General features: G+C 43.3%; 13 protein-coding genes. 1 reads left to right on the plus strand and 12 read right to left on the minus strand.

From position 1 onward, the window contains the following. Positions 1-72: 72 nt before the first annotated feature. Positions 73-1,446: a phosphohexomutase domain-containing protein gene (locus F952_RS16185; RefSeq protein ID WP_004930750.1), complete on the plus strand. Its 1,374-nt coding sequence runs from the start codon at positions 73-75 to the stop codon at positions 1,444-1,446. A 58-nt stretch (positions 1,447-1,504) separates the two neighbouring features. On the opposite strand, the gene F952_RS16190 is transcribed toward F952_RS16185, so the two are convergent. From F952_RS16190 to F952_RS16245, 12 genes are all read right to left on the minus strand, one after another. Then, complete coding sequence (locus F952_RS16190; protein WP_004930753.1) at positions 1,505-3,154, minus strand: PglL family O-oligosaccharyltransferase; 1,650 nt, start codon at positions 3,152-3,154, stop codon at positions 1,505-1,507. Positions 3,155-3,247: 93 nt separating this feature from the next. Then, positions 3,248-4,267, minus strand: a complete 1,020-nt coding sequence (gene galE, locus F952_RS16195) for a UDP-glucose 4-epimerase GalE (protein WP_004930756.1) — start codon at positions 4,265-4,267, stop codon at positions 3,248-3,250. Continuing rightward, positions 4,260-5,933 (minus strand): glucose-6-phosphate isomerase, encoded by a 1,674-nt coding sequence (pgi, locus tag F952_RS16200; RefSeq protein ID WP_004930760.1) that lies wholly within the window; start codon positions 5,931-5,933, stop codon positions 4,260-4,262. The genes galE and pgi overlap by 8 nt, the downstream gene beginning before the upstream one ends. Further along, on the minus strand, positions 5,930-7,201 hold the full coding sequence (locus tag F952_RS16205; protein ID WP_004930762.1) for a nucleotide sugar dehydrogenase: 1,272 nt from the start codon (positions 7,199-7,201) through the stop codon (positions 5,930-5,932). Before F952_RS16205 ends, pgi begins: the two co-directional genes overlap by 4 nt. Before the next feature lie 26 nt (positions 7,202-7,227). Continuing rightward, positions 7,228-8,103, minus strand: coding sequence for a UTP--glucose-1-phosphate uridylyltransferase GalU (galU, locus tag F952_RS16210; protein WP_004930764.1), 876 nt, complete (start codon positions 8,101-8,103; stop codon positions 7,228-7,230). Between the two features lie 91 nt (positions 8,104-8,194). Next, a complete protein-coding gene (locus tag F952_RS16215; protein WP_004930767.1) occupies positions 8,195-9,559 on the minus strand; it encodes an undecaprenyl-phosphate glucose phosphotransferase in 1,365 nt (454 codons plus the stop codon). Between the two features lie 413 nt (positions 9,560-9,972). Then, positions 9,973-11,847 carry a nucleoside-diphosphate sugar epimerase/dehydratase gene (locus tag F952_RS16220; RefSeq protein ID WP_004930775.1) on the minus strand — a complete coding sequence of 625 codons (1,875 nt, stop codon included), beginning with the start codon at positions 11,845-11,847 and terminating at the stop codon, positions 9,973-9,975. Positions 11,848-11,863: 16 nt separating this feature from the next. After that, on the minus strand, positions 11,864-13,039 hold the full coding sequence (locus tag F952_RS16225) for a DegT/DnrJ/EryC1/StrS family aminotransferase (protein ID WP_004930778.1): 1,176 nt from the start codon (positions 13,037-13,039) through the stop codon (positions 11,864-11,866). Between the two features lie 3 nt (positions 13,040-13,042). After that, positions 13,043-13,729 (minus strand): acetyltransferase, encoded by a 687-nt coding sequence (locus tag F952_RS16230; protein ID WP_004930781.1) that lies wholly within the window; start codon positions 13,727-13,729, stop codon positions 13,043-13,045. Further along, the gene (locus F952_RS16235) at positions 13,710-14,324 is read right to left on the minus strand and encodes a sugar transferase (RefSeq protein WP_004930785.1); all 615 of its coding nucleotides are present in this window, start codon (positions 14,322-14,324) and stop codon (positions 13,710-13,712) included. Before F952_RS16235 ends, F952_RS16230 begins: the two co-directional genes overlap by 20 nt. Further along, positions 14,318-15,466, minus strand: a complete 1,149-nt coding sequence (locus F952_RS16240) for a glycosyltransferase family 4 protein (protein WP_004930788.1) — start codon at positions 15,464-15,466, stop codon at positions 14,318-14,320. Before F952_RS16240 ends, F952_RS16235 begins: the two co-directional genes overlap by 7 nt. Then, positions 15,463-16,554 (minus strand): glycosyltransferase, encoded by a 1,092-nt coding sequence (locus tag F952_RS16245; protein ID WP_004930792.1) that lies wholly within the window; start codon positions 16,552-16,554, stop codon positions 15,463-15,465. Before F952_RS16245 ends, F952_RS16240 begins: the two co-directional genes overlap by 4 nt. Between the last annotated feature and the right edge of the window lie 7 nt (positions 16,555-16,561).

Below are 16,561 nucleotides of genomic sequence, written 5' to 3' on the forward strand. Positions count from 1 at the left end.
TAAAACGATCATATTTTTTTCGTATTGCTTGAGTATAATGAGTCTACATAATTTTTTAATATCATATCTAAGATGACAACATTCACTTGCTTTAAAGCTTACGATATCCGAGGCAAACTCGGTACAGAACTCAATGAAGAAATTGCCTACAAAATCGGACGTGCATACGGTCAAATTTATCAACCCAAAACGGTTGTTGTGGGCTGCGATGTACGTTTAAGCAGTGAAGATCTCAAACAGGCCACTATTCGTGGTTTAAACGATGCAGGGGTTAATGTCCTTGATCTAGGCATGACTGGGACCGAAGAAGTGTACTTTGGTGCATTTCATCTGGATGTGCAAGGTGGCATTGAGGTCACGGCCAGCCACAACCCAATGGACTACAATGGCATGAAATTGGTTCGTGAAAACGCACGTCCAATCAGTGCAGATACAGGTTTAAAAGAAATTCAAGCACTGGCTGAGTCAAATCAATTCACCGAAGTATCGGTGAAAGGAAATACGCAATCTTATAATATTTTGCCTGAGTTTGTAGATCACCTTCTGACTTACATCGATCCAAGCAAGATTCGCCCGCTTAAACTGGTGGTCAATGCAGGCAATGGTGCAGCAGGCCATGTGATTGATGCTATTGAAGAAAAATTCAAGGCATTGAATGTTCCTGTTGAATTTATCAAAATTCATCATGACGCAGACGGTAGTTTCCCAAATGGTATCCCGAACCCACTTTTAGTAGAAAATCGTGACAGTACTCGTAATGCGGTGATTGAACATCAAGCAGATATGGGAATTGCTTGGGATGGTGACTTTGACCGTTGCTTCCTGTTTGATGAAAAAGGGCAGTTTATCGAAGGTTACTACATTGTCGGTTTACTGGCACAAGCATTTTTAATCAAGCAATCTGGCGAAAAAATTGTGCATGATCCACGTTTGGTCTGGAACACACTGGATATCGTCGATGCCTATGACGGCGTTACGGTTCAGTCTAAATCTGGACATGCTTTTATTAAGCAAGTGATGCGTGAGCATAACGCTGTGTATGGTGGCGAAATGAGTGCACACCACTACTTCCGTGATTTTGCCTACTGCGATAGTGGCATGATTCCATGGTTACTGGTCACTACACTTTTATCTGAAACAGAGCAATCACTTTCTACATTGGTCGAAAATATGATTGCCAAATTCCCATGTAGTGGTGAAATTAACTTTAAGGTCGCAGATACTCAAGCCACCATTCAAAAACTCTTTGATCATTACAATGATCAAAATCCAGAAATCGATCGCACCGATGGTGTCAGCCTGGACTTTGGTTTATGGCGTCTTAATGTACGTGCATCGAATACCGAACCGCTATTACGCCTGAATATCGAAAGCCGTGGCCATGATGATCAGGCTCAATCGATTCAACATTATGTCGATGAAGTGACAGCCCTGATTCAGGCTTAATTAAAAATCGATGTAAAAAGGCGATTCATCATGAATCGCCTTTTTTATCAATTCGCTTTTACTTGGATGACTCTACAGCAGAAGCATTGGCCTGTTGCAAATCTTGTAACGTGTAATCTTTTTTGTGCAACCTGTTTAGATACGCGATCTGCTGCTGGGCTTTTTCAAATTGATGATTGGCCAGCAAAAGCTGCGCATATTTTTGCAAATTGTAAGGCGTAGCTTTGTTTTGTACCATCTTCTCAATCTGATCCAGCTCTGTGCTGGTCAGTGGTGCAACTGGGCTTAACTTTAACCAGTATAAGCGCTGATCGAACTCGGTGAGTACCAGAATCTTTGAACTGCCCCAGATCTCGATATTTGCTGGCTGATTTTTTAAAATACGTAAGCTATTGACCTTGTAAAGATTATAATCTCGCCAGATTAAAGCGAGTAACATAATTCCAATTACCCAAATACTACGTATGACAGAGACTGGAACAGATCGGGCTGTCTGATCTGGCGTTTGCGCCTGAATCAAACCCATTAAAAACCCGACAGGCAATAAAAAGTAGGCGTACTGTAATGGATATTCCAAAAGCGTGTGAATCCATACCGCAGAGACCATCAGGCAAGCGATGATCGATTCTGTCGTTTTGGCATGAACGTTCAACCAACATATCCAGATCAATATACAAATCGTAATCAACCCACCCAGCAACCATCCATTCCATACCAGTAAATCCAGAACCACATTGTGTGCACTGGTAAACCAGACATGAATGGTATTGGAAGACATACTGGACAATTCTGCAATACTGGTCTGGTTCCAGCCATAGCCTGTCCACGGTTTTTGATGGATTGCATCCAGCATCTGCTGCCAGATTCCCAAACGTTCATGTCCAGCACTTGCACGCTCTACGACACTTGAGGTCTGTACAACATTACCTTCCTTAAGTTTCTGGATTAAACGGGTAAATCGGGGAAAGAGCAGACCAACAGCAAAAAAACCAATTGCCCAGAGCAATACCGCATAGCGCTTTAAATGGGTTGGATAACGCCAGGATTTATAGGTCCAGTAAATGATAAAGAACAGTCCAAATACCCATGCGGTACGCGACTGACTTAAAGTAATCGCAAAAACAATCAACGCCGCAACAGGCCAAATATAGTATTGTTTTAATTTTTGCTTTTCGGCCAGATACAAACAGCCCAGCAACCCTAAAATCAGGAAAGTTGACATATTGTTGGGCTGAGCAAAATTGGCATAAGGACGATGACTATAAAGATTCATCACCCCAGGTACATGAGATTCCAGATTAAGCCACTGAATACACGCAATCAGACTGGTGAGCAGTGCAACGGCAAATAATAAATAACTGCTGAGGGTAAACATCCGCTCACGATCCGCAGAAGAACGGCTTAAATTATAGCCAAGCAGCATGGTCAACCAAAAGCCCAGCAGATAGGCACTCGACAACAGTGCTGAACTAAAATCGACCACCAGTCCAAAGCCCCATTGAATCATGGGAATAAACACCACAGGCAATGCCAGCAATTGCACACGCGGCAATTCTAAGGGACGATTCAGGAATAACGCCAGCAAACTCAAAAATGCTGCAAAGCTCAGCATTTCACTGGCAAAGGTCAACCATGGATAGCTATGGTCTGGCGACAACCAAGCCAGACTGATCAAAACTGCGGTCAGAAGTAACAAAAGAAAGCGCATAACGGCCACTGAAAATCCACAATGCTGGCTATTATACACACGCGGGGAACCAGCCACACCTTTCTGACTGTTTCCCGTTAAATCGATAAATAATTAGTTCGAATACCCTTGTGGATTCTGTTTTTGCCAGTTCCAGCTATCTTTCAGCATGTCTTCAAGAGTGTAGCGTGGTACCCATCCGAGTTCATCAAGCGCGCGCTGATTATCGGCAAATGAAGTTGCAACATCACCCAAACGGCGCGGTGCAAACTCAAAAGCAATGGCGACACCATTGACCTGTTCAAAAGTATCTTTGACCTGTAATACCGACGAACCATTTCCTGTGCCAATATTCCAGGCACGACAACCTACTGCATTCAGACGATTATTCAGAGCACACAAATGTGCATTGGCTAAATCGACCACATGGATATAATCTCGCACGCCTGTTCCATCGATGGTGTCATAGTCATCGCCAAAGATCGACAGTTTTTGACGGCGTCCCACTGCAACCTGAGTCACATATGGCATTAAGTTATTTGGAATACCTTGTGGATCTTCGCCTATTTGTCCACTTTGATGTGCACCCACAGGATTGAAATAACGCAATAAGGCAATTGACCAACGTGTATCTGCAATTGCCAGTTTTTCCAGCATTTGCTCAACAATTAACTTGGTATAGCCATAGTTGTTGGATGGCATACCTGTTGGCATATCTTCATTCAGTGGAGAAGTATTGGCTTCATCATACACGGTCGCAGATGAACTAAACACCAACTTAAATACACCTGCACGCTCCATGGCTTTGACCAGACTAATACTGCCTGCAATATTATTATCAAAGTAGGCAAGTGGAATCTGCTGGCTTTCACCGACCGCCTTCAAACCTGCAAAATGAATCACTGCATCAATTGAATATTGTGCAAAGACCTGATCCAGCAATGTGCTATCACGAATATCACCTTGTACAAAATCCAGACTTTTCCCAGTCAACTGTTGCACGCGAAACAACGCTTCTTCTGAGCTATTTGATAAATTGTCCACTACAACCACACTGTGGTTCGCATTTAACAATTCCACACAGGTGTGCGAGCCAATATAGCCTGCCCCACCTGTTACCAAAATCTTAGCCATTAGACTTTCCCAACAAAAACTGAATTAAACCTTGCGTCGAGTCATCGAGGTGTGAAAGATCACTGCTCTCGCCGTTTAAGATAGGTAGCAAGTCATTGGCAATTTCCTTACCTTTTTCGACGCCCCACTGATCAAACGGGTTAATGTCCCAAATCACCGACTGAACAAAAACTTTATGCTCATACAACGCAATCAGTTTACCCATCGTCCGAGGAGAGAGCTCTTTCAGAAGCATGGTGGTACTTGGCTGATTGCCTTCATACTGTTTATATGCTGGAAGCTGCTCTCGCTGATCTACCTTGAGTGCATCATTTCCAAAAGCCAGCAAACGTGATTGTGCCAAACAGTTGGATAACGCGAGTAAATGCTGATCAATCAAAGCATCTGCATTTTCAACATACGTAAAATGATTGGCATTATAGCGGTGCATTGGTGCGATAAAATCACAACTGACTTTTTGTGTCCCTTGATGCAAAAGCTGATAGAACGCATGCTGTGCATTTGGTCCAACCTCACCCCATACAATTGGACAGGTGGTATTCTCCACTTTTTGCCCATTGCGCTGAGTAGACTTGCCATTAGACTCCATTTCGAGCTGTTGCAGATAAGACGTAAAATATTTTAAACGTCCATCATAAGGCAAAACTGCATGAGTTTTTAAATTTAAATAATTGGTATTCCAGATCCCCATCAACCCCATCAGCACTGGAATATTTTGATGAAATTCTGTGGTTCTAAAGTGTTCATCGATACCATGTGCACCTGCCAAAAAGGCTTTGAAACCTTCCACACCAATCGTCAATGCGATAGGTAGACCAATACATGACCACAAAGAATAACGACCACCCACCCAGTCCCACAGCAAGAATTGGTTATCTGGATGAATACCCCATTCGGTCATTTTATCAGGTTTGGTTGAAACGCCAATGAAATGGCTTTTGAGTATGCTACTTTCACGACCTAAGGCTTTTTCTAACCATTTTCGAGCAGTATGCGCATTAGAAAGTGTATCAATGGTACTAAATGACTTGGATGAGACAATAAATAGAGTGGTTTCAGGTCTTAACTGATGCAGAATATCAGAGAGCTGACTACCATCCATCGTCGAGACAAAACGGATATTTAAAGGCTTTGCTGTTTTGACTTTAAAATCGGATAACGCATGACTGACCATCAAAGGCCCTAAATCTGAGCCACCCACACCTATATTCACAACATCCTGAATGACTTCACCCGTTGCACCACGGTATTGTCCTTCATGAATCTTATTCACCAGTTGATACATTCGCTCTAACTGATCACTGACTTGTTTAGCGAGCTCTGGATAGACCTGATTATCCGCAGGTAAACGTAGTGCCCAGTGCATGGCCTCACGCTGTTCAGTGTAATTAATCTTGTTTTGAGAAAATAAAGTATCAATCCATTTGTTTAATTGTTTAGACTCGGCCAGTTGAACCAGCGCATCTAAAATGGGCTGATTAATGCGCTGTTTACTAAAATCAAAAACCAGATCTTCACAGCCCACACAATACTTGGCGAAACGATCCTGTTCTTTGTCAAACAATTCAGTCAAATGAACTGTTTTGTGCTGTTCCATCAGCTGTTCAAGTTTTTGTTGAGGTGTCAACGTGGTTTTCCTTGGAAATTGTTCGATATTTTTGTTCATAACCGACCTATACCCTCATAGGCAAACCCTTGCTGTTTTATATAAACTGGATCGTAAACATTACGTCCGTCCAAAATAAACGGGTGTGCCATCAATTGTTGAAGTTTTTTATAATCTGGACTCAAGTACTGTTTCCATACGGTCATTACGCATAAAGCGTGTGCACCGCGTGTGGCTTCATATTGTTCAGTGCACAAAATAAGATCATTGCGTTTTCCATACCGTGCCTGAATCTCCTCAAGTGCCTGTGGATCATGGAGTTTTACAATGGCTCCCTGCGCCCACAAAGCAGTTAACATGCTATGGATTGGAGCATTATGAATATTCGATGTATTTTCCTTAAACGCAGCACCCCAAATCGCAACCACCTTATCTTTAAGATCGCAGTGATAGTAATTCCAGAGCTTGCGAAATAACACTTCTTTTTGTTGCTCATTGATTTCCCATACCTGCTCTAATAAACGACTACGGGCACCTGTGTCAGAGACAACATTAGACAGGGTCAAGATATCATGTGAAAAGTTTTCGCCACCAAATCCTACACCTGCAGAGAGATAAGCCGAACCAATACGTGTATCGGCTGCCATTCCCTCTTTGACATTAGCAATATCAATGCCAAGCTTCTCTGCTACAAGCGCCATATCGTTCATGTAGCTGATACGTGTTGCCAGCATTCCTGAAATACTCAGTTTGGTAAATTCGGCATCAAGTATTGGCATAAACAAATACTGATGATTGAAACGAAAAAATGGGCGCAACATTTCGTGCATAATGGTTTTGGTATAATCCGATTCCACACCAACAATCACATGTTTTACAGTAAGTACACTGTTGATGGCATTACCTTCCTGAATCATATCTGGAAAATAAACCCAGTGATCTTTAGGCAAATTTTGCTTCAGCTTTTCTGTGCCATGCAAGCCAAAGGTTGAGCCATTGATCATGAGGCGCGGATGAATAATCGGACGTATATTTAAAAGCTGGGTGACTTCGAGAGCGAACTGTAACTCTGTTGGGCTAAAACAAAATAAGTAAGCTTCAATATCCAGCGGAATAGAAGAAAAACGACAATCCTTGAGAAAACCAAGCTGACGCTGCTTAACCAACAGACGATTTACGTCTTGTTCCTGATAAGTCTGGCAGACAATTTGCTCTTCAAGACCTTTATAGTCATGATCTGCACACCAGAAAACGTCATTACCACGTTCTGCCAATAATGCAGCCATCACACCTGCATGGAGTGTAGTACCAAAAATTGCTATTTTCATTCTATTCTGCGCCGCAATCTAAATTTTTATAAATCGAGTTCGTTAATCAATTGTTTAAAATCATGACCCAATTTTGGGTGTTCTAATCCATAATGTAACACAGCTTTCAAATAACCGAGCTTACTCCCACAATCAAATGTCTGACCTTGCATACGGTAAGCTTCTACCACATTTGTCTTTTGGAGTAAGGCAATCGCATCTGTGAGCTGAATTTCATTTCCTGCACCCTTAGGTGTTTGTTCAAGCAGTTGCATAATTTTTGCTGGTAAAATATAGCGCCCAACCACTGAAAGATTAGAAGGTGCCTGATCCTGTTTCGGTTTTTCTACAATTCCCTTCATCACTTCACTCTGACCTTCGGCAGGAATTTGAGCAACGTCTACAATCCCGTATTGATCCACCAGATGATCAGGTACAGCCTCGACCATAATCTGTGCAGCCTGAGCAGCATCAAAGCGTGCAATCATTTGGGTAAGATCATGAGTTGCTTGCTTTGCCTTGACCAATACATCGGGTAGTAGTACTGCAAAATCGTCATCACCCACCACATCTTTGGCACAGAGAACCGCATGTCCTAAACCTAAAGGCTGTGGTTGACGTACGCTGACAATGGTGACACCTGCGGGTACAATATTGCTAATCTCGGCCAACAAATCATGCTTTTTCTTTTGTTCAAGTGTGGTTTCCAGCTCAAAATTTCGATCGAAATAATTTTCAATTGATGCCTTTGAAGAATGTGTCACCAGAATAATTTGGGTAATTCCCGCTTCGACGGCTTCACGCACCACATATTCGATCGCTGGGCGGTCCACGACAGTGACCATTTCTTTGGGAATTGACTTACTTGCTGGTAAAAAGCGCGTTCCTAAACCTGCGACTGGAAGAATTGCTTTTTTGATCATTTTATCAACCACTTAGTCTAAAAAATTAGGACTTCTCTTAAATTAATTTATTTAAAATATTCGAAGTCTTGATACAGAGTGAGAAATGTTATTAATACGCTGCTTTATGGATAAACCCACGAAATACGGTCAGAAAAATAATCTTAATATCAAGCCAAATGCTCCACGTACGTATGTATTCAAGATCGCACTCAATCCGTTTTTCCATTTTATCTAAAGTATCGGTTTCACCACGCCACCCACGGATTTGAGCCAATCCCGTAATTCCAGGCTTCACCTTATGACGTAACATATAACCAGGGATCAGTTTGCGGTATTCCTCATTATGCGCGACCGCATGCGGACGTGGACCCACAATCGACATATTACCTAAAATCACATTAAAAAATTGTGGTAACTCGTCCAGTGAAGTTCTCCGTAACAAGCGTCCAACAGAGGTCACTCTTGGGTCATTCTTTACAGCTTGTTTTACTTGAGAACCGTTTTCCATCACTTTCATGGTTCGAAACTTATAAACCAGAATGGATTTGCCATTTAGACCATAACGAATTTGCTTAAAAAACACGGGGCCTGACGAAGTCAACTTAATCGCAATCGAAATGACCAGCAGTAGGGGCGAAATCAATAATAAAATCATCGAACCAATGACGATATCTTCAACCCGCTTTAAAAAATTATTAATCCCGTCAATTCGGGAGTCAAATAAAGGAATGATTGGCGTACCATTAACGTCTTCAACACGCGAATAGAGAAAATCATAAGAAAATAGATCTGGAATAATCACTGCTGAACAGGTCGAGTCTGCCAAGATCTCAAGTAATGACTCAACCTGCTTCACATTGTCTTGATCAATCACGATATAAACTTTACGTATATCTCCTGACTGAATTTTAGTAATTGCATCTTGGATGCCCCCATGAAAATTCAAACGGTTAAAATCAATCTTAAATGAAAACAATCCCACTGGATTGTAACCTGTCCATTTTGAAATACCCAGATCAAGAAAAAGCTTACTGGCTTTGGGTGAATCACCAATCACCATAACGCCTTTAGAATTATCTATAATTTTAAAAAATAAAGAATATAAAACCCGCGCTAATCCTCTAAAAATACTCATAAAAACAATGAGTAAAAAGAGAACTTCAAAAACTTCGAGCAGCTTTATACTTACAAAGAAAAAGCTGATCAAATAAAACACACAAACACTGAGCGTAATATTTTTGAAACATGAAATTAGTTCACTCAAAAAACTAATCCCACGCCATGAACGATAGAAGTCTGTAAGACCACCAATCAGTTGGAAAATACTCACAATACTTAAAAATGCGAGCAATGTATGATTATTAATCGGCAAACTGTTTATTTTAAAAACAACATACAATCCCAAATATATCGCAACCACATCACAAAATCTTTGCAATATTGAGATATAGGATGCATTTAATCTAGAAGCCATCTTGGACCCTTGGAAGTAAGCTTATATTTTATTTAAAAAGCTGTATGCCGTAATCAAAATACAACTTACAGGAAAGTAAGTTTTATACTTTCTGTTTATTAAAAATTTATCTCTGATCAAATTATATTTGAGAGATAAATGATGGATAAATCGAGCTATAGGCTACATTTTCTTGGTTACATGATCAATAGCTTAACTGATGGAGTTATTCAGCATTTTTTATGTATTCTGGAAACAGGATCACGCTATAAGCCTAATAGTTTTAAACATGTATACTAATTTCTCTAACAAATTATTCATTGAAAAATATAAATTTTATTTTTAAGAATTATGAAATATATGGGCGATATTCTAGATCAGATTGTAACTTTTGAATGTAAGCCGCTAGTACAAGGCTATATCTAGGAAGCATCTCAACTCACCACGACCTGATCACTGCGTTTATAACCATCGACATAGTGCTCAAGCTGCTGCAAAATCACATCTAGATCATCACGATGGGTATAACTGTGCTGGATGAGATCAATCAGGATTTTGATTTGCTCTAGAGCAAACTGCTTTTCATAAGATTTGACAATGCGCTCATGTGCTGTAGGCTGAACATTGCTTTGCTCGATCAGGAGCTCTTCATAAAGCTTTTCACCTGGACGTAATCCTGTATAGTGAATCTCGATATCGCCTTCATCCTCGGCGCCTTCTTTCAGCTTGAGACCACTCAAAGCAATCATTTGTAATGCCAGATCGCGTATTTTAACTGACTCTCCCATATCCAATAAAAATACATCGCCGCCCTCACCCATAGCTCCCGCTTGAATCACCAGCAACGCGGCTTCAGGAATGGTCATAAAGTAACGGGTGACATCTGGATGAGTCACTGTAATGGGGCCACCTGCCGCAATCTGCTTTTTAAATAAAGGCACCACAGAGCCAGATGAACCCAAAACATTGCCAAAACGTACAATACTGATTTTAGTCTTGGGCTGTGAAGCAGCTACCGCTTGACAGTACAATTCGGCCAAACGCTTGGACGCTCCCATGACATTGGTCGGACGTACGGCTTTATCGGTCGAGATCAGAACAAAAGTTTCCACACCTGCCGTTACTGCTGCATTTAAGCTTTTGGCGGTTCCAACACTGTTATTACGCAGACCTTCAATCGGATTGGCTTCTACCAAAGGTACATGTTTATACGCTGCGGCATGATAGACCGTTTGGACCTGATACTGCTGCATGATCCGCGTCAGTTTTTTTTCATTGAACACCGAACCCAAAATGGGAATCAGGGCTTGATGACGCTGCTGTAATTCCTGATGAATGCTGTAGAGTGAGAATTCAGATTGCTCAAACAAGATGAGTAACTTGGGCTGACGCTGCAAGATTTGACGACATAGCTCAGAACCAATTGATCCCCCTGCTCCAGTCACCAGCACCACTTTATCTCGGATATTTTTATCCAGAAGCTCAACATTGGGCGGGACAGGTTCACGTCCAAGCAGGGTCTCGATATCCACTTCGCGAATATCGGATACATGCAACTGACCATCAATGATTTGCTCTACACTCGGAATTTCCCTCACTTTTAACGCTAGAGATTCCAGTTGTTGAATCACCTGCATTTTACGCTGACGTCCAATCGATGGAATCGCCAGCAAAATTTCATGTAAGTGAAAACGCTGTTTGAGTTCATTAAGCTGTCGAGGTGAATAAACTTTTAACCCCTGCACCATTTGTCCTTGCAAACCCACGTGGTCATCCAGAAAAAGCACAGGAATATGATTGGGTGAACGTTCCAGCGCCAAAGCCATTTGCTGACCCGCATTACCCGCACCATAAATCGCAACACGGGTTTTTTCGGTATGGCTATACAAGGTATTGTTGATCACAATACGGATAAATGCGCGGCTACACCATACCCATGCAAATAGTAATGAAGCAAAAATAATCGGGATGCTCATCGGTACAAAAGCCAGTCGGAGCTTTGCGACCACATATAGCGCCAGCATGTTAAGAATTACGGCAAAGGCAAGACGTAAAATAAAGTTTTCGTTAAAGCTCCGTATCACCGCACGATACACGCCAGTAAGCCATAGACAACTGATGCCTAAAACAATCACCAGTGCAGGCCACCAAGAAAAACCTGCCATCACAGGTGTTTTGTAGTTAAAAAGTCGGATCGCAAAAGCAAACCACATCAGGAGTGGCAACATACAGGCATCGATGAACAGTAACAGGGCTTTTTTTTGTACCCGTCCCAGCCCCGACAAATAATTCAGATAAATTTTGACCATGCCTGTTTTTAACATCCTATGCTGCCATCATCTGAAGAACATGCTGAATACCATTGAGGGTCTGCTGCATATTTTCAGCCGTCAATGTGGGATGCACCAACAACATCAGACTGGTTTCGCCCAGCCGTTTTGCATTGGCTAAGCGCTGCTCTGGTCGCCACGGCGTATCATCAAAGGCATGCTCCAGATAGACTTCCGAACATGAACCGCTAAAACATGGCACCCCAAGCGCATTTAGCTCATTCATAATACGATCACGTGTCCAGCCTTCGGGCAATTGCTCAGGAATGACCTGTACATAGCACTTATAATAGGCATGAACATAATTAGAATCTGGACGATCCACCTGAAAATATGAAGATGCCTCAAAGGCTTGCAGAATGTGTTCAGCGTGAACTGTGCGTAATGCGGTCCATTCGTTCATACGCTTTAGCTGAATCTGACCAATCACCGCCTGCATTTCCATCATTCGCCAGTTGGTGCCAAACGAATCATGCAACCAGCGAAACCCTGGCGGATGCTGTTTATGGTAAATGCTGTCGTAGTTTTTACCATGATCTTTGTAGGCCCACATCTTTTTCCACAATGTTTCATCATGTGTGGTGACCATACCCCCTTCGCCACCCGTGGTCATGATTTTGTCCTGACAAAACGACCAGGCACCAATATGTCCAATTGAGCCTGCTGCACGACCTTTATACGCGGCACCATGCGCTTGAGCACAGTCTTCAATCACATAAAGCCCGTGCTCGGCAGCCAGTTGCATGATTGGGTCCATATCGCACATCCAACCTGCCAGATGCACACAGATAATGGCTTTGGTCTTCGGTGTAAGAACCGCTTCAATTGTGGCTTTGGAAATATTTTGTGAGTCCAGCTCAACATCTGCAAATACAGGATTTGCGCCTGCAGTCACAATTGAACTTGCCGATGCCAAAAAGGTACGTGAAGTCACAATCACGTCATCGCCTGCACCAATATCCAATGCTTTCAACGCCAGATCAAGCGCTGTGGTACCATTTGACACAGCCACCGCATAGGCTGTACCGACCCATGCTGCAAACTCTTTTTCAAATTCACGGCAGTGCTGCCCTGTCCAGTAATTGACCCGATTAGAGAGCAGCACACTCGACACTGCATCCGCTTCTTCTTGGGTAAAACTTGGCCATGGGGCAAAAGCAGTATTCAGCATGTGTTAGCTTCCTGATGGATAGGCAGTTAAAATTCTGGCAGGATTCCCCACCACAGTCGTGTGTGCAGCAACATCTCGGGTAACCACTGCACCCATTCCGATAATCGCGCCTTCGCCAATGATAAGAGGTCGGTCTGGCGTACCCTGACGCAAGATTGCCCCTGCCCCAATATAGGCATGGTCGCCAATATGTACATTGCCGTTGCACTGTACCGAAGGTGCAAAGGTCACATAGTCGCCAATCACACAATCATGTGCCACATAACTAAAATAATTGGCATGAAAAAACTGGCCAATACGGATATTCGAGGTCAAATGCACATGATGACAAAGCACCGCACCCTCTCCAATCTGGACATCATCCATCTGGATCACCGTCGGTGCAATGATGCTCCATGAGCCAATCTGATGCTGTTGTAGCTTGTTGATCAGTTTTTCGCGAATCTGACTATTGGCAATCGCAATACTGACATATTTTTCAGATGCATCCAAAGCCAGAAATTGATCAAAATCATACACCTGATGACCATTTACGATATCTGCCCGTTCGCCATCATCAATAAAGACCAAATCATACATTTCGGCATCAAGCTGTGACTTCAACTGGGCTCTGGCAAGAGGCATAACCCCACGACCAAATCCACTGGCACCATAAACTGCATAAACGACTTTATTTACTGGCGTGGTCATCTGGCGGATTTCCTGTAAAACGGGTCATGGTCACTGTTTCAGACTGGTTAATCCCTTCTTTGACCAGTACTTTTTTCACCGTTTGCAACATGATCTTGAAATCAAGCCATACCGATTGATGCTCGACATACCAAGTGTCCAGTTTAAATTTTTCTTGCCATGAGATTGAATTACGGCCATTTACCTGCGCAAGGCCTGTCATGCCGGGACGAACATCATGGCGTTTGGCCTGCTCGGCATTATACAGCGGAAGATAATCCATCAGTAGCGGACGCGGCCCCACGATGCTCATCTCGCCTTTAACTACATTCCAGAGTTCTGGTATTTCATCCAGACTGGTTGCACGCAACATCTTGCCAAACGGCGTCAGGCGTTGATCATTGGACAGCAATTGTCCTGATGCATCACGCGCATCAGTCATGGTTCTAAATTTAATCATTTCAAAGGGTTGACCGTGTAGCCCCGGTCGGGTCTGACGAAACAGAACAGGTGAACCCAGATTTTTACGTACCTTATAAGCCACATATAGATATAACGGCGACAACACCACCAAGGCACTTGAAGCAATGACAATATCCAGTGTACGTTTTAGCATGATGATTCCAATCCCATTTCCTGTAGCATGTGCCCATTGACCCGATGTACATCGTATTTATTTAGTGCAATCTCACGTGAACGCTTGCCCATTTCCATGATCTGCTCTGGCTCTGCAATCATACGCTGCATGGCCTGTACCAGTGACTCAACCGATTTGACCTCGACCAGATAACCATTGTCTCCATCTGTTACGGTTTCACGACAGCCTGGGGCATCTGTGGTAATGATCGCTCGGCCCATCGCCATGGCTTCAAGTACGGTTCTGGGTGTGCCTTCGCGATACGATGGCAAGACATACACAGATGTTGCAGCAATCGCTGGTCGAACATCCTGAAGCCGCCCCCAATAGTGTAAGCGCCCGTCTATAACCCATTGATCCAGTTCACTTTGTCTAATCGAAGATGGATTCTGGTCTAACCAGCCCACCAGATGAAATTCAACATCAGCATACTGTGCCTTGATGATCTTGGCTGCTTCGGCATATTCTCGCACACCTTTATCGCCCAGTAAGCGTGCAATCAGTAAAAAGGCGACTTTGATGACGCCATTGGGCTGAACAGGAAGCGGCACCTCTTCAAATCTGGCAATATCCACCCCCGAACCATTCACGACTACTGCGGGCTTGTTTAATTCAAGCAAATTAAGCTTGCGAAACAGGGCCAGATCATCAGGATTCTGAAAAAAAACCTTGTCGCTATACGCCAACGCCTGCTTATACATGCCATGAATCACGCGCTGAAACATGCCTTGACGCTGATTTTGTGTACGCTGAAAAGCATACCCCAGACCCGTAATCAGTGCAAAGCGCTGTGGCACCTTGGCCAACTTGGCTGCCCAAGTCCCATAAATCACAGGCTTGATGGTATAAGACAGCAGGATATCTGGCTGAATCTGCCGAATCGCGCGATACAATGCAAACAGAGTTTTGAGATCGGCGACAGGATTGGTGCCAGTGCGCTGCATGGGAACGTCGACCAGTTGATAGCCCAGTTGCTGCAAGCGCTGCACCTGCTCTGGAAATTCGGCATGATTGGGCGCAATCACCACAATCTGATATCCCTTGGCTGCAATCGCTTCGAGTAACTTTCCCCGAAAGTTAAGCACCGAAGGCAAATAACTGCTGATCATTAAAAACTTCATGTGGACGAATTCCAAAGTGCGGCATACTGCGCGGCAATCGATTCAATACTAAAATGACGCTGAACACGTGCCCGGGTCTGCTGTTTAAGCTGCATCTTTTGTGCCTCGGGCAAAGCATAAAAAGTCTGTACCGCCTGACTGAGTTGCTCGACATCTCGTGCAGGCACCACATACCCCGTATCTTGTACAATAAAACCCGCATCCCCAACATTAGTAGTAACACAGGGTACACCTGAAGCCATTGCTTCAATCAATACGGTAGGTAACCCTTCGGTAATTGACGTCATCACAAACAAATCGAGCTGTTGGTAAAACGCTGGCATATCCTCTACTTGCCCCATCAGTTTGATCTTATCTAAATCAATGTGATACTGCTGAATCAACTGTTGAATGTCGGGATTGTTTAAATCTGCACCTTTACCTGCGATCCAAAACTCAATAGGTAAATGTTGCACGCTGGCAATCATGCCAAATAGATATTCAAACCCTTTGGCAACATGATACCGTCCTGCAAAACCCACCAACAATGGTTTATGCTGTTGAGGTTTATTGAGTTGAATCTTAAAATCATCCATGACAATGCCGTTGGCAATGACACAGTGCTGCTTTGGTCTGAAACCAAAAGCTTGATGCTGTGCTTGAGCTGAATGCGCACAGTAGACGACTCCCGTCACATAAGGTGACAGAACACGACTGAGATATAGCGCCAGTTTGGTACTACGTGACTCGTCCTGAAATGCCGCCAGAGAATGATGAATGCTCCAATACAATGGTGGCGCCTGTTTCAAGCCAATACATGCCAGCTTGCTCATGACATTGGCATGATACATCCAGCCCTGAATCACGTCGGGTTGAATCTGTCGTATCATATCTCGCAACTGCTTTAAAACAGCTAGGCTATTGCGTCCATTCCATTGCAGTGCTGTGACCGAAGCGCATTGTTCCAGCGCAGTCTGATAGATTTCATTGACACGCATCAATGCAACCACATGATGCTCAAACTGAGGCTGAGCCAGAATCAAACGCGACAGCATGGTTTCTGCACCGCCGACGGCTGAAAAATTGGTAATCACATGCAAGACTTTCATGACAGCA

The sequence above is a fragment of the Acinetobacter baylyi DSM 14961 = CIP 107474 genome, assembly GCF_000368685.1.
GTDB lineage: Bacteria > Pseudomonadota > Gammaproteobacteria > Pseudomonadales > Moraxellaceae > Acinetobacter > Acinetobacter baylyi.

Excerpts from the sequence above, each read along its gene's own strand:
- F952_RS16215 (WP_004930767.1), bottom strand. The coding sequence starts at position 9,559 with ATGGCTTCTAGATTAAATGCATCCTATATCTCAATATTGCAAAGATTT.
- F952_RS16190 (WP_004930753.1), bottom strand. The coding sequence starts at position 3,154 with ATGCGCTTTCTTTTGTTACTTCTGACCGCAGTTTTGATCAGTCTGGCT.
- F952_RS16245 (WP_004930792.1), bottom strand. The coding sequence starts at position 16,554 with ATGAAAGTCTTGCATGTGATTACCAATTTTTCAGCCGTCGGCGGTGCA.
- F952_RS16235 (WP_004930785.1), bottom strand. The coding sequence starts at position 14,324 with ATGCTAAAACGTACACTGGATATTGTCATTGCTTCAAGTGCCTTGGTG.
- galE (WP_004930756.1), bottom strand. The coding sequence starts at position 4,267 with ATGGCTAAGATTTTGGTAACAGGTGGGGCAGGCTATATTGGCTCGCAC.
- F952_RS16225 (WP_004930778.1), bottom strand. The coding sequence starts at position 13,039 with ATGCTGAATACTGCTTTTGCCCCATGGCCAAGTTTTACCCAAGAAGAA.
- F952_RS16205 (WP_004930762.1), bottom strand. The coding sequence starts at position 7,201 with ATGAAAATAGCAATTTTTGGTACTACACTCCATGCAGGTGTGATGGCT.
- galU (WP_004930764.1), bottom strand. The coding sequence starts at position 8,103 with ATGATCAAAAAAGCAATTCTTCCAGTCGCAGGTTTAGGAACGCGCTTT.
- F952_RS16220 (WP_004930775.1), bottom strand. The coding sequence starts at position 11,847 with ATGGTCAAAATTTATCTGAATTATTTGTCGGGGCTGGGACGGGTACAA.
- F952_RS16240 (WP_004930788.1), bottom strand. The coding sequence starts at position 15,466 with ATGAAGTTTTTAATGATCAGCAGTTATTTGCCTTCGGTGCTTAACTTT.
- F952_RS16185 (WP_004930750.1), top strand. The coding sequence starts at position 73 with ATGACAACATTCACTTGCTTTAAAGCTTACGATATCCGAGGCAAACTC.
- pgi (WP_004930760.1), bottom strand. The coding sequence starts at position 5,933 with ATGAACAAAAATATCGAACAATTTCCAAGGAAAACCACGTTGACACCT.
- F952_RS16230 (WP_004930781.1), bottom strand. The coding sequence starts at position 13,729 with ATGACCACGCCAGTAAATAAAGTCGTTTATGCAGTTTATGGTGCCAGT.